The 20,967-nt window shown below is 37.8% G+C and carries 26 protein-coding genes; 10 read left to right on the top strand and 16 right to left on the bottom strand.

Translation table 11 applies throughout. The annotated features are described in order from the left end of the window. Nucleotides 1-471: 471 nt before the first annotated feature. Nucleotides 472-936: a hypothetical protein gene (locus tag AN490_RS08915; protein ID WP_213712845.1), complete on the top strand. Its 465-nt coding sequence runs from the start codon at nt 472-474 to the stop codon at nt 934-936. Nucleotides 937-983: 47 nt separating this feature from the next. Continuing rightward, nucleotides 984-2,864 (top strand): ABC transporter ATP-binding protein, encoded by a 1,881-nt coding sequence (locus AN490_RS08910; RefSeq protein WP_300001963.1) that lies wholly within the window; start codon nt 984-986, stop codon nt 2,862-2,864. A gap of 85 nt (nt 2,865-2,949) precedes the next feature. On the opposite strand, the gene rnhA is transcribed toward AN490_RS08910, so the two are convergent. Beyond that, the gene (gene rnhA / locus AN490_RS08905) at nt 2,950-3,858 is read right to left on the bottom strand and encodes a ribonuclease HI (protein WP_300001960.1); all 909 of its coding nucleotides are present in this window, start codon (nt 3,856-3,858) and stop codon (nt 2,950-2,952) included. Between the two features lie 33 nt (nt 3,859-3,891). Further along, on the bottom strand, nt 3,892-4,302 hold the full coding sequence (locus AN490_RS08900) for a GNAT family N-acetyltransferase (RefSeq protein WP_300001957.1): 411 nt from the start codon (nt 4,300-4,302) through the stop codon (nt 3,892-3,894). A gap of 509 nt (nt 4,303-4,811) precedes the next feature. Between AN490_RS08900 and AN490_RS08895 the strand changes: the two genes are divergently transcribed. Next, nucleotides 4,812-5,663, top strand: a complete 852-nt coding sequence (locus tag AN490_RS08895; protein ID WP_148760575.1) for a universal stress protein — start codon at nt 4,812-4,814, stop codon at nt 5,661-5,663. A gap of 146 nt (nt 5,664-5,809) precedes the next feature. Here the strand turns inward: AN490_RS08895 and psbM are convergent, their stop codons facing one another. From psbM to AN490_RS08870, 5 genes are all read right to left on the bottom strand, one after another. After that, on the bottom strand, nt 5,810-5,914 hold the full coding sequence (psbM, locus tag AN490_RS08890; protein WP_015079946.1) for a photosystem II reaction center protein PsbM: 105 nt from the start codon (nt 5,912-5,914) through the stop codon (nt 5,810-5,812). 88 nt (nt 5,915-6,002) lie between these two features. Next, nucleotides 6,003-6,299 carry a 2Fe-2S iron-sulfur cluster-binding protein gene (locus AN490_RS08885; RefSeq protein WP_015079947.1) on the bottom strand — a complete coding sequence of 99 codons (297 nt, stop codon included), beginning with the start codon at nt 6,297-6,299 and terminating at the stop codon, nt 6,003-6,005. Nucleotides 6,300-6,432: 133 nt separating this feature from the next. Continuing rightward, nucleotides 6,433-6,570: a photosystem II reaction center protein K gene (locus AN490_RS08880; protein WP_006195022.1), complete on the bottom strand. Its 138-nt coding sequence runs from the start codon at nt 6,568-6,570 to the stop codon at nt 6,433-6,435. Between the two features lie 229 nt (nt 6,571-6,799). Next, the gene (gene tgt, locus AN490_RS08875; RefSeq protein WP_300001950.1) at nt 6,800-7,936 is read right to left on the bottom strand and encodes a tRNA guanosine(34) transglycosylase Tgt; all 1,137 of its coding nucleotides are present in this window, start codon (nt 7,934-7,936) and stop codon (nt 6,800-6,802) included. A gap of 246 nt (nt 7,937-8,182) precedes the next feature. Further along, entirely contained in the window at nt 8,183-8,635 is a 453-nt protein-coding gene (locus AN490_RS08870) for a hypothetical protein (protein ID WP_148760581.1), read from the bottom strand. A gap of 211 nt (nt 8,636-8,846) precedes the next feature. On the opposite strand from AN490_RS08870, the gene cobS reads away from it, so the two are divergent. Then, entirely contained in the window at nt 8,847-9,626 is a 780-nt protein-coding gene (gene cobS, locus AN490_RS08865; protein ID WP_300001945.1) for an adenosylcobinamide-GDP ribazoletransferase, read from the top strand. A 142-nt stretch (nt 9,627-9,768) separates the two neighbouring features. Here the strand turns inward: cobS and AN490_RS08860 are convergent, their stop codons facing one another. Continuing rightward, the gene (locus AN490_RS08860; RefSeq protein WP_300001942.1) at nt 9,769-10,425 is read right to left on the bottom strand and encodes a hypothetical protein; all 657 of its coding nucleotides are present in this window, start codon (nt 10,423-10,425) and stop codon (nt 9,769-9,771) included. A 15-nt stretch (nt 10,426-10,440) separates the two neighbouring features. Next, nucleotides 10,441-10,911, bottom strand: a complete 471-nt coding sequence (locus AN490_RS08855; protein ID WP_300001940.1) for a hypothetical protein — start codon at nt 10,909-10,911, stop codon at nt 10,441-10,443. A gap of 160 nt (nt 10,912-11,071) precedes the next feature. Here AN490_RS08855 and AN490_RS08850 point away from each other — a divergent pair, with 160 nt between their 5' ends. The 4 genes from AN490_RS08850 to AN490_RS08830 all read left to right on the top strand — a co-directional run bounded on the left by AN490_RS08850 (nt 11,072) and on the right by AN490_RS08830 (nt 13,028). Further along, nucleotides 11,072-11,260: a DUF4926 domain-containing protein gene (locus AN490_RS08850; RefSeq protein WP_300001937.1), complete on the top strand. Its 189-nt coding sequence runs from the start codon at nt 11,072-11,074 to the stop codon at nt 11,258-11,260. 456 nt (nt 11,261-11,716) lie between these two features. Next, nucleotides 11,717-11,956 (top strand): hypothetical protein, encoded by a 240-nt coding sequence (locus AN490_RS08845; RefSeq protein WP_041458354.1) that lies wholly within the window; start codon nt 11,717-11,719, stop codon nt 11,954-11,956. Between the two features lie 485 nt (nt 11,957-12,441). Then, on the top strand, nt 12,442-12,699 hold the full coding sequence (locus AN490_RS08835; RefSeq protein WP_300001930.1) for a hypothetical protein: 258 nt from the start codon (nt 12,442-12,444) through the stop codon (nt 12,697-12,699). Further along, nucleotides 12,696-13,028, top strand: a complete 333-nt coding sequence (locus tag AN490_RS08830) for a type II toxin-antitoxin system PemK/MazF family toxin (RefSeq protein WP_300001927.1) — start codon at nt 12,696-12,698, stop codon at nt 13,026-13,028. Before AN490_RS08835 ends, AN490_RS08830 begins: the two co-directional genes overlap by 4 nt. Before the next feature lie 417 nt (nt 13,029-13,445). On the opposite strand, the gene AN490_RS08825 is transcribed toward AN490_RS08830, so the two are convergent. From AN490_RS08825 to AN490_RS08810, 4 genes are all read right to left on the bottom strand, one after another. Then, nucleotides 13,446-13,901 carry a PPC domain-containing protein gene (locus tag AN490_RS08825; protein WP_271821111.1) on the bottom strand — a complete coding sequence of 152 codons (456 nt, stop codon included), beginning with the start codon at nt 13,899-13,901 and terminating at the stop codon, nt 13,446-13,448. Nucleotides 13,902-13,957: 56 nt separating this feature from the next. Further along, nucleotides 13,958-14,617, bottom strand: coding sequence for a ComF family protein (locus AN490_RS08820; RefSeq protein WP_300001922.1), 660 nt, complete (start codon nt 14,615-14,617; stop codon nt 13,958-13,960). Beyond that, entirely contained in the window at nt 14,614-15,090 is a 477-nt protein-coding gene (locus AN490_RS08815) for a GNAT family N-acetyltransferase (RefSeq protein ID WP_300001919.1), read from the bottom strand. The genes AN490_RS08820 and AN490_RS08815 overlap by 4 nt, the downstream gene beginning before the upstream one ends. A gap of 83 nt (nt 15,091-15,173) precedes the next feature. Next, complete coding sequence (locus AN490_RS08810) at nt 15,174-15,524, bottom strand: histidine triad nucleotide-binding protein (protein WP_300001916.1); 351 nt, start codon at nt 15,522-15,524, stop codon at nt 15,174-15,176. 96 nt (nt 15,525-15,620) lie between these two features. Here AN490_RS08810 and AN490_RS08805 point away from each other — a divergent pair, with 96 nt between their 5' ends. Continuing rightward, entirely contained in the window at nt 15,621-16,466 is an 846-nt protein-coding gene (locus AN490_RS08805; protein WP_300001913.1) for an Rpn family recombination-promoting nuclease/putative transposase, read from the top strand. 64 nt (nt 16,467-16,530) lie between these two features. On the opposite strand, the gene AN490_RS08800 is transcribed toward AN490_RS08805, so the two are convergent. Together AN490_RS08800 and AN490_RS08795 are read right to left on the bottom strand one after the other, a co-directional pair. Further along, nucleotides 16,531-17,094 (bottom strand): Uma2 family endonuclease, encoded by a 564-nt coding sequence (locus AN490_RS08800; protein ID WP_300001910.1) that lies wholly within the window; start codon nt 17,092-17,094, stop codon nt 16,531-16,533. Between the two features lie 40 nt (nt 17,095-17,134). Beyond that, nucleotides 17,135-17,740, bottom strand: coding sequence for a Uma2 family endonuclease (locus AN490_RS08795; protein ID WP_053540750.1), 606 nt, complete (start codon nt 17,738-17,740; stop codon nt 17,135-17,137). 120 nt (nt 17,741-17,860) lie between these two features. Between AN490_RS08795 and AN490_RS08790 the strand changes: the two genes are divergently transcribed. Further along, nucleotides 17,861-19,393 (top strand): YifB family Mg chelatase-like AAA ATPase, encoded by a 1,533-nt coding sequence (locus tag AN490_RS08790; protein ID WP_300001903.1) that lies wholly within the window; start codon nt 17,861-17,863, stop codon nt 19,391-19,393. 103 nt (nt 19,394-19,496) lie between these two features. Here the strand turns inward: AN490_RS08790 and glyA are convergent, their stop codons facing one another. Next, a complete protein-coding gene (glyA, locus tag AN490_RS08785; RefSeq protein WP_213712881.1) occupies nt 19,497-20,780 on the bottom strand; it encodes a serine hydroxymethyltransferase in 1,284 nt (427 codons plus the stop codon). Nucleotides 20,781-20,967 lie beyond the last annotated feature (187 nt).

Raw genomic sequence — 20,967 nt, 5'->3', positions numbered from 1 at the left:
GTTGAAGGAATTAACCCCACCCTAACCCTCCCCTTGCAAAGGGGAGGGAACTGGATTTTCTGGTTTCCCCCCAAAGTATCGAGGGATTAAAGGGGGTAATTATCGGATATCAACAATAATTAGCATATAGTAATCCTATTTGATTTGTGAACATTCCCAGAGTCAGATCCCCGACTTCTTAGAGGATGTTTTAAAAGTTTTTAATGTGGAAACAGACCCCTCTCCAAACCTCTCCCCTACCAGGGGAGAGGCTTTAAAAACCCCATTCCCTTGTAGGGAAGGGGGGAAGGGGGGTTAGGTTTTTGGAGATTATGGGTTTCATATAATACTTTTCAAACATCCTCTTAGAGAAGTCGGGGATCTTGTTTTTCATAACTAATTTAGGATCGCTATATAGTCCAGGTGATTAAAAATTGCCTAATACAGTGTATATTAATAATTGACAAAATCATTAAAGGAGAAATTTACCCCATGAACAAATTATTAGATGAAACCCTATCTCATGAAATTGCCAAAGCCATCAAAAGTAAAGCCAAAAAACCTTTTGATAATGCTTATAAAGCAGTTTTAATCACCGAAGGTGCAAAGTATATTCAAGGCTTTTTAGTATTTGCTGGTCAGCCCTATAAACCAGTTGAACATGGTTGGATTGAAGTTAATGATGTAATTATAGATCCGACACTTCCCCATTTACAAAAAAATCCCCAAGAACTTTATTATTTTCCGGCTCAAGCTCTAAGTACCAAAAAACTCAAAGCCATTGTGGAAGAATCCAAAGAAGATTATCCAGAGGATGATCCTTTACCTATTTATGGTGAAGCCCCCTATGATTATTATGGTGATGTTATGTTGGGGGGGCTAGAATATTTGACAGCTTATCAAGCCGCACAGGCAAAATGTCAAGAAATCAATGGCTTAAATTTTGAAAAAAATTAGTCTCCCAGGACAGAATTTTACATTATTTTCCTCCTAAATTGTTATTTATGGGCATCTCTCCATCTCCAACTAAATCCAATCCCGAATACCGTCGTCGAGAAAATGACTGGCGGTTATTTTTACGCTTAGTCCCCTATGGTCGTCGTCATGGCAAACTATTAGCAGTATCCATGTTAATGCTTGTTCCCATTGCTGTTGCTAGTGCTATCAAACCCCTATTAGTGGGACAGGCAATTTCGTTAATTCGCAAAGAACCAAGTACATATCAATTTCTGCAAAATATCCCTCTGGGGCAAGGTTTAAATATCCTGATTGGAATGTTGCTAATAGCAACTATTATCCGCTTAGTATTAACAGGTGTGCAGGGTTATTTAGTGCAAAAACTAGGGCAAAAAATCACAGCAGATATTCGTGAGGATTTATTTACTCATGTAACATCTTTAGCTGTGCGGTTTTTTGATCAGACACCTGTAGGTAAATTGATTACTAGACTAACGAGTGATGTCGAAAGTTTAGGAGATGTTTTTTCCACTGGGGCTGTAGGCATTATTTCTGATTTACTATCTATGGTAGTAATTGTAGGATTGATGTTTTCCATTCAATGGCAACTTGCTTCTTTGTTGATATTCATCCTGTTTCCAATAACTTGGTTGATGATTTATTTTCAACAGCAGTATCGAAGGGCTAATTATAAAACCAGGGAAGAACTTTCTGTACTCAATTCTCAACTTCAAGAAAATATTGTCGGGATTAATATAGTTCAATTATTTCGCCGCGAAAAATTTAATGTTGAGTTATTTCGAGCTGCTAACCAACGTTATATTAAGGAAGTAGATATTAGCATTTGGTATGATTCCGCAGTTTCTGCAACCTTAGAATGGGTTGGTTTAATTGCTATTGCTGGAGTATTATGGTTAGGTGGTTGGTTATTGTTAGATCAACAAATCTCCTTTGGGATTTTATCAGCATTTATTTTATATGCCCAACAATTTTTTGAACCATTACGGAATTTTGCGGAAAAGTTTACGGTGATTCAATCTGGGTTTACGGCTATTGAAAGAGTAGTGGATATTTTAGATGAACCTATCGAAATTAAAGATTACTCTCAGCCTCAAAGTTCAAATGTAGATTTTGAATTTGGCTATATCAAGGATATAGTTCCTAAGTTAGAATCTCAAGATTTTACACCCGTTCCGGCTTTAGGCGCAATTAAGTTTGAAAATGTTTCTTTTGCCTATAAAGATGATGATTACGTGATTAAGAATTTAGACTTTACCATTCACCCAGGGGAAAAGGTGGCTTTAGTTGGTCCCACAGGTGCCGGTAAAAGTTCAATTATTCGCCTGTTGTGTCGTCTTTATGAACCAACCCAAGGACGCATTCTCATTGACGGTGTGGATATCCGCGAGATTCCTCAAGTGGAACTACGACGTTATATGACGGTGATTTTGCAAGAGGCTTTTTTGTTTGCTGGTGATGTTAAAAGTAATATTACTTTAGGTGATAATTACAGTTTTGCAGAAATTCAACAAGCAGCAGAAAAGACGAATGTAGCGACGTTTATTAACCAATTACCCCAAGGTTATGATACTCAATTACGAGAACGGGCGACAAATCTTTCTAGTGGACAAAAACAACTTTTAGCCTTTGCGCGGGCGGCTATTCGTAATCCCCAAATTTTGGTATTAGATGAAGCCACAGCTAGTTTAGATGTGGGAACTGAGGCTTTAGTTCAATCAGCTTTAAATCAGTTGTTAATCCAACGGACTTCAATTATTATTGCTCACCGTCTCTCGACAATTCGCAATGTAGACCGGATTTTTGTGTTGAAACGGGGGGAATTAATTGAACAGGGAAGTCATGAAGAATTGCTACAACAACAAGGATTTTATGCAACTTTGCACAATTTACAAATGTTAGGAGCTTAATCAAAGGTATTTAAATGCAATCAAGGGCGCATAGCCTGCGCCCCTACGGGTTTTAAGATTTAAGGAAAATCAAAAATTATATTTTTCAATCTATTTCTGTGGCTATTTTGTCCCCACGTTCGAGTTCCCAAAGAATTTGATTTCCTTCCCGTCTTACCCGTGAAACTATCCAATTTCGCCAACGCCATTCATCACCTCGGCTGGTAACGGCGCTAGAGTGAACACCCATTAAGTCTGCTAATTCTGAACTGGTAATTAGGTAGCCTTTTTCGGCAATTTCGTCTGCAATCCGTAAGGTTTCCACCAAGTTGCGAAGTTGTAAAACCCTGATTTCAGTGGGTTGTTCGTTGGTTGTAGTCGCAGTTGGTGTTGTAGATTGTTCCATAGTGCTTGTATCTGATGCAGACGGACTGCTTTCTAGTGTATTTTTATTAGTTATTGTAGAGTTTATTGGATCATTAGATAATTTTGCTGGGCTTATTTCCCCAATTTTAGGTAAATTTTCGTGAAGAAGTCCAGGTAATAATTGTTTGAGGTGAGGGATTTTATGGTTAGCGAAGGAACGCGCAATGACATCACAGCGTTCATTGCCAATATTACCAGAATGTCCGCGAACGTGTTCCCATTGTACCAGTCGGCTATTGAGTTGATCCAGAATTTCTAGGAGGTCTTGGTTTTGAACGGGATTCCCATCTGCTTTTTTCCAGCCGTTCTTTTTCCAGCCTTTTACCCATTTTGTCACACAATCAATGACATATTTACTATCTGTGTACAGGGTAATAGGTTCAGTTTGTCGAGATGATTTGAAAAATTCCAAGGCAGCGATCGCTGCTTGCATTTCCATTTTATTATTAGTGGTGTGCTGGGATGAATCACCCATTTCATGGACTGAACCATCATGAAAATAGACAACTGTACCCCAACCACCAGGGCCAGGATTACCTGTGCAAGCGCCATCTGTATATATACTTTGAATTAGACTTTGGGTAGACATGATCAAATTAGAGAATTCTCAAGGATTGATATATTATTGATAACGATACATTAATTCCAACTTCACAACTTCATTAGTGAAACCCCACCGTTGATAAAATGGTATCATCTCTGGTAAACAGAACAAAGCCATATTTTCAACTTCTTTTAATTGGGGATGATTAACGACTTCATCTAATAACTTAGCACCAAATCCCATTTTTCTGTAACTAGGTTTAACAATGACATCATAAAGAACTCCGCGATAAACACAATCAGTCAAAATACGACAAAAAGCAATTAGTTCTTTTTCCTCATTTACTAAAGCGATGATAATATCAGATGCAGCTAACATTTTGACAACACCTGGATATGTTCGGTTGTGACTCCAGAACTCATTTTTGTATAATTCCACAAGTTCGGAAATTTGGGTTTCATCTAATTGGTTAACAACTTGGTAATTCATTTTTTTGATTTTATCAATCCTGTAGATCTCAAGCAGAAATTGAATTTATCTTTTTACGAAAGGCTGAAAATTGACGGCTGAATGCTGACAATATAAACGGTATTTTTGCTCTCATTTTTTCAGCATAAGCTTGATATTCTGCTATTTGTTGTTTAATTTCCGAAAAATGATCATGGTAATAATTAACTTAAATTAAAAAAAATTAACATAGATGACAAATCATAACTAACATCATGTTTTATTAATTTCATTCGACACAATTAGTTGTATGATATGAATGATAGGCAATCTGGTTGTCACTTCACCTAGTTAGGCGTAAAGAAACTTAATATTAATTACTCTTTTGCTTGTTGGTATTAGTTTCACTGCTAATCAGTTAATTTATGCCTGAATACTTAACTTGGTTATTTAGCACATGAGAAAGAAACATTCTGATAGCTTGCCTGACGCAGCCATAGCTCAATACTAGCAGCAAAAACCACAAAAACCTTCACGACAAAGACGGAAAAATGATCCAAAAAATTTTGTTGGCTGTCTCCGGTTTGGGACACGCGGAAGAAATGCTCAAGAACTTGAAAGAACTACCTTCATTTCGAGGAGCAAGAGTTACAGTTCTCCACGTTGTCACCCCACAAAGCACTGCGGCTGTAATGACCGACAAATGGGAAGAAGGGGGCAAAATTCTCGCTAAGGCTATTCAGTATTTAAACTTAGACCCCAGCCAAGTTTCTTCCATTTTGCGTCAAGGTGATCCCAAGGATGTAGTTTGTCAAGTCGCTGACGAAATGGAAGCTGACTTGATTATTATGGGTTCACGGGGAATGAAGCGGCTACAATCTATTTTCTCCAATTCCGTCAGTCAGTACGTTTTCCAACTGTCTTCCCGTCCCATGTTGCTAGTGAAAGATGACATTTATGTCAAAAACATTAAGCGCATTATGGTGGCAATGGATAATTCTGAATCTGCTAAGAACTGCTTAAATTTGGCTTTGTTTTTACTTAGGGGTGTTGCGGGTGGACAATTGGTTTTAGCTAATGTTAATGCAGATTTAGGTGGTAAATTATCAGGTATTACTGATCTTAAACCAGAGAGAAATTCTGTGTTAGGAATGGCTGTGGCAGAGGCAGAAAAGCAATCTGTAGCAGTGCGTTGTATTACTAGCAGTGGTAAACCTGGGGAAGAAATTTGTCGTTTAACTAATGAGTTGAATATAGACTTATTATTGATTGGTTCTCCGGACCGTCGCCCATCTATTGCTAAGAGTTTTGTTGATATAGATCGGCTCATTGGCTCGTCTTTATCTGACTATGTTCGTGTTAATGCTACCTGTCCAGTTCTCTTGGCACGCACTATTGGATAATGTCTTCATATTAGCGTTGACTAAATAAAAACCCCTACACTATATTAGTTTAGGGGGGTTTTTATTTTATAGCCCAAGTATTAACTATCTTTTCCACCGATTTTAAAATGCTCACAAAAGCTAATAGCTGTTCGCAAGGCTGTTAATTAACCTTCAGTCTTGGAGGTTTGGATGTAAAGCATGATTAAAAACACGGCGGGTACTAATACGAACAAAATGCTCGCTACGAAACCCAAATCATTAACTTGCATAGCAAGATAGCCTTTTGTGTAATTTCGAGTCAACTATTCTAGAATAGCATCATCCATGACAGAGTGAAGCCAAATTTTTTAAGAGCCTTTAAGGTTTGGTAATGACGGTAACTGGTCCATTAACTAAGGTTTGACAAGCGAGACGGTAGTTATCAGGCTTGTTTTTGAATTTTTTGGTTTCTAAATCTGTACGCGGAGACAGGTTTTCTAATCCTTCAGTGATTTGGACAACGCAAGTAGTACATTGTCCAGCACCACCACAATTGGTCATTTTGCCGAAAAATTTATATATATCAATGCCATTTTCTACAGCTTTAAGTCGGAGATTAGCACCATCTGCGGCGACTATTTCTTGATTTTCTTTAACAAATTTGATATTTCCCATCGTAGCTTCCTGGTAATTTAGTATGTGACTGGATTAATTATATGGATTTATTGCAAAATATTAAGAACTATTAATTTTACCAAAAAATAGGACAGGTGGATGTTACCTGCCCAAAAAATTGGCAATGGGTAATTTATCTAAAACCCACTGCTGCTTGCCAAACAAATGCAAGTAACAAGAAGAAGACGGGAATAACAGGTAAAACATCTACCAAGGGGTCGAAGATTTGGTAAGCTTCAGGCAATTTTGCGAGTAATAGTGCTGCTTCCATGTTTGTTTAAATCCACCTAATAATCAAATACAGATTTTATATCAATACCTTGTCCAAATTAGAGAAAGCCTTGATTTGTAGGTTGGGTTGTGGAACGTTAGCGTTGCGGAGCAATTAGCATGAAACCCAACATGAGCGTTGGGTTGCGCTGTCGCTTAACCCAACAAAGCAGAAAATGGACAAGGTATTATTATATGCGAGATATATTTTATCATGATTAGCTCAATGATCAGTCCTCAGTTTTTTCTAGATCAATTGCTGATGGTTCTAACCAGTGACCAAAATCGGTGACAAAACGATCGCTCAAAATTGATGCGCGAATCTTTTGAGTAAAGCGAATTAATTCGGTGATGTTATGAATAGTCAACAAAGTATATGCTAATATTTCCTGCGATCGCACTAAATGAGCTAAATAAGCCCGACTGAAATTTTCACAGGTGTAACAAGGGCAAGTTGTATCCAATGGTGTAAAATCTTCACGAAACTTAGCATTTTTGATGTTCCAGCGTTCACCGGAGACAATAGCCGTTCCATGTCTAGCCCAGCGTGTGGGAATAACGCAATCAAATAAATCTACACCAGAAGCGATCGCAATGGCCATTTCTCGATAAGTTCCCACACCCATCAAATAACGGGGTTTATTCACCGGTAACAACGGCGCTGTAGTTTGGACAATTTGCGCCATTAAATCCGTTGGTTCACCCACGCTGACCCCACCAATGGCATATCCCGGCATATCCAACTGCGCCAATTCTTGAGCAGCACGGGCGCGTAAGTCTAAATATACTCCCCCCTGGACAATGGGAAACAATGCCTGATCCTGGCGTTGATGGGCGGATATAGAGCGTTTTAACCAGCGATAGGTTCGGTCAGTGGCGGCTTCAACTTCCTGACGAGTGGCAGGATAGGGAGGACATTCATCAAAAGCCATGATCACATCCGCCCCTAAAATATTCTGAATTTCAATAGAGCGTTCTGGCGTTAATTTAATGATTTGCCCATCATGAGGCGAACGGAAAGTTACACCTTCTTCAGTAATTTTCCGCATTTCGCTCAGACTGAAAACCTGAAATCCACCGGAATCGGTGAGCATGGGACCAGACCAACCCATGAACTTATGTAATCCACCACCACCAGCAACAATGGCTTCTCCCGGTTGGAGATGTAAATGATAGGTATTAGCTAAAACCATCTGCGCTCCTGTTGCTCCCAATTGGGCAGGGGTGATAGTTTTGACATTAGCTAATGTTCCCACAGGCATAAACCTGGGTGTTTCTACAATTCCGTGGGGAGTAGAAAATATTCCGGCTCTAGCTTTGGTCTGGCTACAGGTAGCGAGACTTTCAAAGGAAAAATTGGCGCTCAAGGCAAAAATACTAATTAGGTGAATTTATCCATCAACTTAACATTTTTGCTGTTACTTAGGGCGTTCGTGGGGGTTTTTGTTTTGTGAGGGTCATACCCCGCAATCCACTATGACCCCAGAGAGGATATGATTTTTTTGTTAGGGTTTGCTAATACCGTAGGGGGATCTACAATTCCTACGTTGTTACATCCTTTCTTTTTCTCCTTCTTCTGACTCCTGACTCCTGACTCCTGACTCCTGACTCCTTTAAAAAGAATCACAGCAGTCGTCATCAATTTCTGCATCCCATCGAGCGGCTAGGACTTGATCCATCATCGCTTCTATAACCGTAACGTTAAATTGGCGATCGCGTCTTGCTTGTAAGGGAGTGGAAAGAGGAATCAACCGTAAACACATTTCCTCTTGAACTAAGTCGAAGTAGGTTTCTTGTTGTGGGGATAGTTTTAACTCCAGATAATCAAAACTATCCACATTCACATATAGTGCATTATTGGTGACTAAGGTAGACCGATAGGAATTAGCGAATACTTCCATTACATCCCCGTCACCCTCACTCAGTAGCTTATTTTCTTGGGTGTAAATGTAGTGGACTCTACCTAAATCATTCAGCAATCGGCGGATATCGAGTTTGTTGACAACTATGCCCATGTTGACTATACACGGGGCTGGCATTTTGGTGTGGGGTAGATGATGACTCATAGAGAAATAGCGGTTTATGAAAGGTGAGTGACAACGCAGCCAGACTATCAATGAGATGGATTGTTAATTTCCCATAGTTCCAAAATATCAAGTTTGGGAGGCGATCGTCTCATCTTTTGAGGTAGATTGTCAGTCTGGGAGTGATTTATGATGAGAACATTTATATTCATGAATACTGGAAGTATTTGACTAATGGAACTCTTTCTAAAGTATGGCTAACGTTTTGCGCTGGTGGCAACAGCAATTGCTAAATTTAGTTGCGGCTGTGATTTTCTATACAGCTATTCCCTTACCCTATCTGCAAAATTTGGACTTCCAGAAGGTTGCTTGTTTTGCACCGGTGATTGGGTTGATGATTGGGGGGATTTTAGGTGGATTAGATACGGGAATGAATTATTTGGGTGTCCCCGTGCTAACTCGTAATGCTTTGGTAGTAGGTGCGTGGATAGCAATTACGGGAGGGTTACATTTAGATGGTGCGATGGATACGGCTGATGGTTTAGCGGTAGGTGATCCGAAACGCAGGTTACAGGTAATGATGGATAGTGCTACTGGTGCTTTTGGGGCAATGTCTGCTATTGTGATTATTATTTTGAAAATAACAGCTTTAACAGAAATAGCTGAAAACCATTATTTTGTATTAATGGCTGCTTGTGGGTGGGGACGTTGGGGACAACAAATGGCTATTTGTCAATATCCTTATCTGAAACCGACTGGTAAAGGTGCGGTTCATAAACAAGCGATTCGTTCTTATTTGGATTTGTTACCAAGCTTCTTTTTGTTAGTGGGTTTGAGTGGTTTTGTTTGGGTAATTTATCCTCAGAAATTAGTTTTATCTGTGGGGATGGTTTTGGCTGGGAGTGTGATTTCTGTTGTTACCGCAGCTTGGTTTAATTATAAGTTAGGTGGACATACGGGAGATACTTATGGGGCTGTGGTGGAGTGGACTGAAGCGTTGTTTTTGTGTATAATTACCAGTTTTTCGGCTTAGGGGACAAGTATGAGAAAAAATTCAATAATAAAAGAGTTTTATTTTAACTAAAGTCAATGAATTTTTGCCCCAATTATTTGGTTTCTATCTTAGAGTTTCTGGCGATTAGTATAGCTTTTATGTGATGGAAAAAAGAATATCTTTACCAGTTTGTTTCGTACTTTTTTTCTTTGGCGAAATGTTTTAACGTAGCTCTTGTTACACTTTTTTGATTAGAAATAACCCATTGATGATATTCGGTATGGACATCTTCACAAAGAGGTAAAAGATTCTTTACATCAGTTGCGAGATCCGGTCGTTCACTAACTCCTTCAATATGATGGATATGGCATTTAATACCTTTTTGAAAAGGTTTTAGAGTTAGGGCGCAATGTTTAGAATTTTTCTTAACATATTGCATAGCTTGAATTTGTTCTTTATCTAATTCTATACCTCGCAACATCGAATCTTTAAATACATCAGGATTGTTTGCTAAAAATGCTGATATATAGGCTCTTGCGGCTAAGTATTGAATTTTTTTCTTTGGATTTTCTTCTCCAAGTGTATCTAGAAGTACATCTATACCAATATGTTTAATATATAAACTATCATCTATATTTAAAACGTATGGTTGAATAAATTTTAGGTGAGATTGAATTATATTAGTTGCATTTTGTTTACTTTGAGTTAATAGAACACCATGCATTTCACTAGTAGGAAAATAAGCTTTACCATTTATTAACTTCATCAAAGTAAATAATTTTTTAAATTTACTAAGTTGAGTTCGAGATAAATCGGTTTCTATTTCTATGATAGACATAAATTTTATTTTTTATTATTTTCCTAAACCTTCATTGCTGTTAACAAAAGTTCTAGCAATTTCATAGGCATTGGTAAGATTATTCATCTGTTCTTTAGTGCCGTGATTATCGGGATGATAGTGTTTTGCTAATCTATGATAGCGACGCTTTAATACTGACTCAAAATAAGCCCAATCATCTCTTCCTGTTCCTTCAGGTTCATCCTTCATTACTTCTTGTGACTCAAATATTTCATCTGCACCAACCCCACGTTTATAGACGATATCCATCAGCATTAGGTCTAGATCACTTTTTACTGAGGATTTAGCTAACTGTGCCTGCAAACTTGCAACTTTACCTTCAAGTTCTTTAATAAGAGCATCTTTTAGAAATTCACCATTTAGCTTGTCACATAACTTCTGCCAACTAGCAGCTTTGACTCCAAAATGCTCTTTAGCTGCCTTAAATTTTTTGTATTGGTTTTTTAGTTGTTCAAGAGTATACATTTTATTGCTATGGAGTAGTTAAGCCATGATAAATTGGAGTAGGAACAATTAGTAAGCCTACTTATTCTATCCTAGGGTGTAATTATATGTTGTTTAATAAATATACACATTAGCCACTAGTGTGTATACAGTAATTATACGTAAATATACAATTCAATTTATGACAGAAAAAGAAATAATTTTACTTAGAGGTCAAATGGGGACAGTGGTAGAAGAATATAATAATGGAGAAGCTTTTGAAGTAGAATTTTGCGATAATAATGGTCAAACGTTTGCGTTAGTTTCCTTAGAGTCAGAAAAATTAATATTGCTTTATCCTGATACTTCTAATCTTAGTTTAGTTTACTAAATTATCAGCAAGTTAAGCGAAATTCGCAGTTATTACAGTGAATAATGATATAATCAGGAATGATAATCGCTCAATTTATAGAGGTTAATCCATACTAAAAACTGTTCAGGGAATTTATAAAGATGGAAAAATCCAACTTGCTGAAATACCAAAAGACATTCACGAAAGCACTGTATTAGTTACATTTCTAGAAAACAAAACTAGAACTTGGTCAAATATAATTTTGCAACATCAAGGTTTTGCAGACAGTATTACTTTTGAGTCCTATCGAGACGAATTGCTGCCACCTGATGAAACCATATTTTCAGTTTAATATTTTTAATTGAATTTATGCAATATTTACTTGATACTTGTGTAGCTAAATATCGCTAAATTGTCCGCGAGTTACTAATTTCTCATGCGACAATAAACGAGCCAAATAATGTTAGAATAAAATCACCCCTCTTAGATTTAGCTATGCGTGCGATTGAAACCACTGGTATCCTAAATACCCAAGGGCAAATCAAACTTGATCATCCCATTCCCCAAGCAAAGGACAGGGTTGTGCGCGTTATTCTTTTAATGCCAGAAGATGAACTTAATGAACAAACTTGGTTAGATGCTGTTTCCAATAACCCTAGCTTTGCTTTTCTGCATGATCCAGAAGAAGATATTTATACCCTGAAAGATGGACAACCTGTAGCTCATGAAGGGTAAAATCGTTTTAATTCAATTTCCCTTTGACGATTTATCTTCCAGTAAAGTCCGTCCTGCCTATTGTCTAACCAATACAATTGGAGCATATCAGCACATTATTTTTGCCCTAATCACTAGCCGTATTCCCGAAAATCCCCTTCATACAGATATTATTCTCAGACCAGAAAATTCAGATTTTATTATGAGTGGTCTTCGCAAATCATCAACCATCAGACTTGATCATTTGGTAACACTTCGATCCTCACTTAAGTAAGTCGGCCCAATTTTGTAAAAACCGTGAAACACCCTATTTATAAGGTATTCGTTAATTTATATTTCGTTACATAGATTGATTCTTTAACGCCGACCTACTTATTCAGCGTGAGCTAGGCTTATTATCATTAAAAACTCAAATCTTAATTGTGGATATTTTGTGTGATATTTTACATTCCTAAAAAGCGTTCTGAGATTAATCCATACTAAAAACTATTCAGAGTATTACATAGATGAATCAACTCAGAAACAAGGTAGTACAACGTTTGGAAGTCATCCCTGATGATAAATTACAAGAGGTTCTTAGCTTTTTAAATTACTTAGTTTGGCAAAGTCAAAATCCTCAAACTCAAGAAGATATAGACTGGCTAGAAAGCGACTTATCAAGTTTAGAAAAATATGAACCCTATGAATGGCAAGAAGGAGAACTAGAAGAAGGAATACCCGTTAAATTTATCGCTGAAACAGGAAAAGTTAAAATAGGTATATGACAGAGCGTATTTTACAAGTTGGTGATGTTGTAACTGTCAAATTTCCTAGTCAGCTTCCCAGTGGGAGAGAACAAGAAGGTTTCAGACCGGCAATTATTGTCGGGTTGCCAAGTCGTTTAGGAAAACTGCGCTTTCCTCTTGTTTTCGTTGTACCAATGACAACAGATAGAGGGCAAGAATGGGCTGGGAACTCCCCTGATTTATATATGCAATTTTCGGCTGGTGTCGCTGGATTAAAATCACCGTCAATTGCTTTATTAGATCAAGTGCGTGCAATTGATGTTTCTCGGATTGTGGCATATCGTGGTAGTCTGACATCAGACATATAAGTTTTTTCAATCTCTCTTTTTCAAAAAAATCACATCCTTGTGTTTATTGAGAATATTCTGAGTTAATTCTCAAGATTATTGAGAATGTAATCAATAAGCTAACGAGTTTACTAGGGTATTGACATCTTGAAATTTTGTGCTATTGTCAAGATATATAATTAGCGAATTTTTATATTCAAAATTGATGTTCCAAAATCCAGGGAATAAATTCCCTGTCTTATAGCTAAAGTCGGTTAAAACCGACTATTGAAAACATAAAATTTTATTTTCTTAGTTTTATTGAGTATAATTTGTGATAAATTAATCAAAAACCGCCTGCTTCTGCTTCATATATGATTACTTGAATTTTCATAATTTATTCCGTTTAACTCGTCAATTCAATTATACCCAATTAAGGATGGATTGGACAAGCAAACCCTACTTCACAGGTTGCAGTTTTGTCACCTTGAGTTTAAACTTCCCTACCCCAGTTTCCCCAAAAGAATGAACGCGCACAATGTAAGTTCCTGTTTCTGTAATGCGGGTAAATAATAGAGAATTACTTGTACCGTCAGGAGCATCATCATTTTCTCCTGCTGTTGAACCATTGGGTGCTAATAGTGTAATAATGCTGTCAAAGTTTTCCGATGACAAATCAATAGATAAATTATCACCCTGATTTAATTTGATTGCATAATCACGAGCAAATCCCCCTTGTCCTGTGGGAATATCTTTGTTTGATAAGGTATCAGAAATTTCTGTCAAATTAGTTAACGGAATAGGGCTATATAACTTATTTTGTGCTGAGGCTGTTTTGCTCCAAATCCCCATTGTTAGCAATGTAATAGGAATAATTAAGATGTTTCTGAAACCCACTGCAAAAATCTTTTTCATAAATTGAAATACTGTTCCCAGAAATACAGGGTAACTAATCTAATATAGCTTGATTTTTATTTATTTGTCGTGGCGACAGCAGCTACACCCAAGACTGTAATTTGATGTTGTTCAAGAGTCTGTACAGCAGCTTTAACAGTAGCACCAGTAGTATAAATATCATCCACTAATAATATTGGTATATGGGGATGACGACGCAAATCTTTACCAATCACAAAAGCATCTGCTAAATTTTCTTGTCTTTGGGCTGCTTTTAAATTAAATTGTGCTTCAGTTTCCTTAATGCGTTCTAAACCATTGACTTTCAATTTGTATCCTGTCACATTACAAAAACCTTCAGCTATTAATGCAGCTTGATTAAAACCCCGTTGTTTTTGTTTTTTGGGGTGCATAGGGATAGGAACAACTAAAAGCTGTTGTTGTGGTTGCGGTGAATGTAATAACCATGATTCCCCTAACCATTGTCCCAAAAGATAACCAATTTGTGGCTGATTCTCATATTTTAATGCAGCGATCGCTCTTTTGACTGCACCACCATAATTTCCCCACACAAATATTGGTAATGGTTGTTTCCATAAATAAGCAGGATTTTGTTTGTGACAACTTTGAATTTGTTTGATGCAATATGGACAAAGTTCCCTGGGTGTAGGACGTTGACACAGGGGACAAGAGGATTTAAGAAAAAGACTCAGAAGGTTTTGGAATATCTTGATCATAGATATTTTACATAGACTAAATCACATCTGCTAGTTTCTACACCTGTTGTTGGTAGATAACCATTACTTTCATAAAGTTTAACAGCTTCAGCTAAAATACTGGCGGTTTCAATCCAAATTTGCTTAAATCCCCGTAAAGCAATTGCTGTTTCTAGTTGTTGTAATAAATATTTTCCTAAACCTAAACCGCGCACTTTTGGTAAAAGGTACATTTTTCTAATTTCTACCGCTTTTTCGCCGCGATTTATGGGATAATAGGCAGCAGTCCCGACAATCTGATTTTGATGTTCAATTACCCAAAATTCTCCACCAGTTGCTAAATAATATTCTTCAATATTTAATACATCTTTATCTGCTGACTCCGGTTGCCAAGGTAAACCATATTCTGATAATACAGCACTAATGACTGTGGCTGCTAAAACACGATCTTCTTTTTCCCAATTCCGAATCACAAAATCTTGGTAAAAATACATTTTCCTTTTGTAAAGTTATTTTATTCTAATATGTAGAGATAGCACAGAAAACAGATTTCTGTGCATTACTGGGAATACTTGAATCAACCTGGAGGCCAGGACATAGAACGACGGCCGAGGATGTGTATATGTAAGTGATGAACTGTTTGACCGCCATCATTACCAGTATTCATAACGACGCGATAACCCTTTTCTAGTCCTGCTTGTTCTGCAACTTGCTTCACCACTAATAAAAGATGTCCCAAAAGAGTTTGATCTTCAGGTTCTGCGGTAGCTAGGCTAACTATGGGTTTTTTAGGAATAACAAGGATGTGAACTGGTGCTTGGGGGTTAACATCTGTAAAAGCCAAAGCTAAATCGTCTTCATAAACAATATTCGCGGGAATTTCTTTACGAATGATTTTACTAAAAATGGTTTCTGTGTTCGGACTCATGCAGTTTTACTTACTCATCTGTTAAAGATTTTAAGCGATCGCTGGAACAGGCGATAAAAAGTTAAGCTATTGTGTAGTCAGTGCATTTATAGTTTTATGGCCAAACCTGCGGATGTTAGTACCAAACGCTTAATTAGTCTTGCACCCAATAATTGGGTAAAATGGGTAACGCAAATCCCGGATGTGGTGGCTGGGGAAATTCTCAATTCTGAATTTCAATGGATTAGTAGAGAAAGTGATGTACTTATCCGTGTTGAAAGTAAAGAATATGGGAAATTTTTAGTTTTGAATGAATTACAATTGCGGTATAAACCAGAAATGCCGCGAAGAATGCGAGCTTATGCAGGATTAGCTGAGGAAAAATATAAATTACCCACATATCCTGTACTAATTAACATTCTCAAAACAGGTGATGCTGAAATCCCCACGCGATTTGAATCTAATCTTGCCGGTTTAGAAGTGCGTCAAGATTACCGTGTAATTAACCTGTGGGAAGTAGATGTTAAAATTGCCTTAGAACAACCTTTACCGTCTCTACTGCCTTTTGTGCCGATTCTCAAAGGTGGTGAAGATGAATCTATAATTCGGGAAGCATTGCGTTTATTGCAAGCTGATGAACAATTAAATCAACTAGAAACGGTTCTTGCTTTTTTTGCTACGTTTGTATTAGATAGTTCCTTAGTTCAAGAAATTATGAGGTGGGATATGACAGTTTTACGCGAATCACCTTGGTATGAAGAAATATTGCAAAGAGGAAAAAGAGAGGAACGACTTTCAAACATTGAATTATCTTTAGAAGTGAAATTTGGCAATGAAGGATTAAAGTTAATGCCGAAAATTTCTCAAATATCTGATCTTGAGACACTAAAAACAATTCAACGCTCGATTCTCACAGTTGAAAGTTTAGACGAACTAAAACACATACTCCAAAATTTGTCATAACAAGTTCAAATCTCAACTATCACGAGTATAAAAGGTAAAAATGGAGATAATTTGTCATGTTTTGCTATTCGCTTAACCAACTAAAAAGTTGACCAATTGTTAGCTTAAAGGACTCTGCAAAATGGGGAACAGGTAGGCGATCGCTTGCAACTTCAAAAACTTCAATGGTACGATTGCTAAAATAAACAAATACTAATTCTTCTTCTGGGTCAATCAACCACCCCATTTGAGTCCCATGAGTGAGACAATGAAGGATATTGCGAACAACTTTAGTTTGACTTTGATCAGGAGAAAGAATTTCAATTGTCCAGTCTGGTGCGAGTGCAAAGGTATTAGATACTTTACCATTTTCGTCACGGGGAATACGTTCCCAAGTAAAAACTGCGATATCAGGAACAATAGATTTACTCCCAAAGGTACAGCGCAGTTCCGAATAAGCACGAGCGATATGCTGGGGTTTGAGAGCTATATTGATATCAGCACCGAGATCAAGTTGCACCGTGCTGTGTTTTCCTTGAGGCATAGGTTTTTGGATAATTTTACCGTCTATAAATTCGCTGGCTGGTTTGGTTTCTGGCTGTTTGAGAAATTCATCTAAGGTTAAGAGTTTAATAGGAGTTTGAACCATTATCGTTTGAGTTAAGTGAATTGTAATTATTCTAAATCAATTATCGTGGCATCACATCATCTAACCGCAGTTGCAGCGAGGGTAAAAGAGGAGATTTAATAAACTCTCCTAACCGATATTTTTGCTGACTATAATCTTCTCCAATTAGTTGACAAACTGTAAATGTCGGTTGCTTTGGTTTACCAATAAAAACAACGCCACCCAATCCCCGATAATCAACAATCCAATATTCAGGAATTCCTAATAAAGCGTATTCTTCAACTTTACGCGCATAATCAGTTTCCCAATTGGTACTAACAACTTCCACAACTAACTTAATTGATTTTCCTAACGCAATTACTGGTTCGTGTTCCCAAAAAGGTTCATCGTCAAGTACAGTTTCATCTAATACTACAATATCAGGTCGTCGGGCTGTGGCTGTTTCTGCAAAAGGACGGATTAGACAGGTGCGAGGAATAAACCAGGGAAGTTCAGCATGAGTAATAGCAATACCCAGTTTGGTTGCCAGTTTACCACCCACGGCTGCATGGGGTCCAGTTGGTTCCATATCAATCAATTCTGCGTCTGCAAGTTCATAGCGGGGGTTGTTACCGTATTCAAGGATGAATTGTGCAAAGGTTAATAATTTTGTTAATGCTTGAACCATAAGTCACCTGCATCTTTAGCTGCTATTATTATATTAACAATCCTCTTGGGTGATTTCACTCATTGTTAATATACCCACAAATCTGCTTTGATATGATCAAGGTTTATTGATATATAAAAAATGCTGGCTAGAGTTTGGAGTGCATCTATCATCGGGATTGACGCTGTAAAAGTGGGTGTGGAAGTTGATGTTTCTGGTGGTTTACCGGGAATTGTGATTTTAGGTTTACCAGATTCGGCTATTCAAGAATCTAAAGAACGGGTAAAAGCTACTTTGAAAAATGCGGGTTTTGCTTTTCCCATGCGGAAAATTGTCATTAATTTAACTCCCGCAGATTTAAGAAAGGAAGGACCTGCTTTTGATTTACCAATTAGTGTGGGAATTTTAGCAGCTTCTGAACAAGTTAACGCTGATTTGTTAGGAGATTTTTTATTTTTGGGGGAAGTTTCTTTAGATGGTAGTTTGCGTCCTGTTGCTGGTGTTTTACCTATTGCTGCAACTGCAAAAAAGATGGGAATTACAGGTTTAGTTGTTCCTGTTGATAATGCCCAAGAAGCTGCTGTTGTTGAAGGTTTAATGGTTTATGGTTGTAAAGATATTGCTGATGTAGTGGACTTATTAAATAACCCTAAAAGATATCAACCTGTCCAGTTAAATAAAGCAGTAGAAACTACCCAAGAAACATCTTTAAACTTAGCAGATTTGCAAGATGTCAAAGGACAAGCGCACGCCCGCAGGGCTTTAGAAATTGCGGCTGCGGGAGGACACAATTTGATTTTCGTTGGACCACCAGGAAGCGGAAAAACGATGTTAGCAAGGCGTTTATCGGGAATTTTACCACCTTTAAGTTTTCCTGAATCTTTGGAAGTAACACGCATTCATTCTGTGGCTGGATTGTTGAAAAATCGAGGTTCATTAGTTAGAGAAAGACCTTTTAGAAGTCCCCACCATTCTGCATCTGGTCCATCTTTGGTTGGTGGTGGTACTTTTCCTCGTCCTGGCGAAATTTCATTATCTCATAGAGGTGTACTTTTTTTAGATGAATTAACAGAATTTAAAAGAGATGTTTTAGAGTTTCTGCGTCAACCTTTGGAAGATGGTTTTGTGACAATTTCTAGAACTAAACAATCTGTCACTTTTCCGGCACAATTTACATTAGTAGCCAGTACAAATCCCTGTCCTTGCGGTTATTATGGTGATACAATTCAAGGATGTACTTGTTCACCTCGACAACGGGAACAATATTGGGCAAAATTGTCTGGACCATTAATGGATAGAATTGATTTGCAAGTAGCAGTAAATCGTTTGAAACCCGAAGAAATTACTCAACAACCAACGGGAGAAGCGTCAAAATCTGTAGCAGAAAGAGTGAAAAAAGCACGAGAATTGGCTATGATTCGATTTCAAAAAGAAGAAGATTTACAATGTAATGCCCAAATGCAAAGTCGTCATTTACAAAAATGGTGTAATTTAGATGATGCTAGTCGGACTTTATTAGAAGCAGCAATTAGGAAATTAGGGTTATCAGCAAGAGCAAGCGATCGCATTCTTAAAGTAGCACGAACTATAGCAGATTTAGCAGCAGATGAAAACCTTAAACCCCAGCACGTAGCCGAAGCAATTCAATATCGGACAATTGATAGAATGCAATAACTACTCTGTCCAGTGCGATAGAACAAATAAAGCAAAAATAGTCGGTTTAAAAACCAAATTTTGGATTTTGGATCAGTATCAATAACCCAAAATCCAAAGTTTATTAAGCTAGGGCTGGTACAGGAATTTCCAAGTGAGGATATAATGGGAAGCGATCGCACAATGCCGCCACTCGCATCAAACAATCTTTAGTGACTGTATCTGCATCTGGAGAAAGTAAACGATCAGCAATAATATTGCCAATTTCCGTAAATTCTGCCACACCTAAACCCCTAGTAGTCATAGCGGGAGAACCCAATCTTAAACCACTGGTAACAAAAGGTGATTCAGTATCAAAAGGAACTGTATTCTTATTGGCGGTAATATTAACAGTGCTGACTAGTTGATCTCCCTTCTTCCCAGTCATGGCAATAGAACGTAAATCTACTAACATTAAGTGATTATCCGTGCCATTAGACACTAATTTGAATCCTCTGTTTTGCAATTGCGTAGCCAAAGCGCGGGCATTTTCAATCACTTGGCCAGAATAAGTTGTAAACTCAGGTTTAAGAGCTTCACCAAAAGCCACAGCTTTACCAGCAATCACGTGTTCTAGTGGTCCACCTTGAGTACCGGGGAAAACTGATTTATCCAGCTTTTTACCCAATTCTGCATCACGAGTCAAAATCAAGCCGCCGCGAGGTCCACGTAAAGTTTTATGAGTTGTAGTTGTGACAACATCACAATAAGGCAGGGGGTTGGGATGATGACCAGTCGCCACTAAACCAGCAATGTGAGCAATATCTGCGAGTAAGTACGCGCCAACTTCATCAGCAATACTGCGGAACTTTTGAAAGTCAATAATCCGAGGATAGGCTGAATACCCACAAATTAAGAGTTTAGGCCGTTCTTTGATCGCTAAATCACGAATTTGGTCATAGTCTAATTGTTCAGTTTCTTTACTTACGCCATAATGACGGACTTGGAACCATTTACCAGAAACGTTCACTGGTGAACCGTGGGTAAGGTGTCCTCCATGGGATAAGTCCATACCCATAATTGTGTCCCCTGGTTGCAGCAGGGTTAGGAAGACGGCAAAATTAGCCTGTGCGCCGGAATGGGGTTGAACATTGGCATGAGCCGCACCAAATAGCTGTTTAGCCCGGTCAATGGCTATTTGTTCAATTTTGTCAACAAACTCACAACCGCCATAATAGCGTTTACCTGGTAATCCTTCAGCGTATTTGTTGGTTAATACTGAACCTTGAGCAGCTAATACAGCAGCGGAGGTAAAGTTTTCACTCGCAATTAATTCCAAGTGGTCTCGTTGACGCTGTAATTCTTGGTTAATTAGTTCATTAATAGCAGGATCAGAGTTTTTTAACAGGTCTGAATTAGTTTTTGTCACGTTTATTATCCTTATGGCAGTTGACGAAAATCGAGATTGCGGTTAAACCTATTACCAAAGTTAGAAGAAATCAGGCAACTTGTTTATTATAGGATTTAGAGAGCATAAATAAACGGAGTAATCTGTAGTTTATGTGAACCAAACCACTCAAAACATGAGTAAACGTTATCTAGGTCATAACACCTTG

The organism is Anabaena sp. AL09 (genome assembly GCF_001672255.1).
Taxonomy (GTDB): Bacteria; Cyanobacteriota; Cyanobacteriia; order Cyanobacteriales; family Nostocaceae; genus Dolichospermum; species Dolichospermum lemmermannii.
The sequence above is the reverse complement of the archived record's forward strand: the minus strand, read 5'-3'. Positions and strand labels throughout refer to the sequence as shown.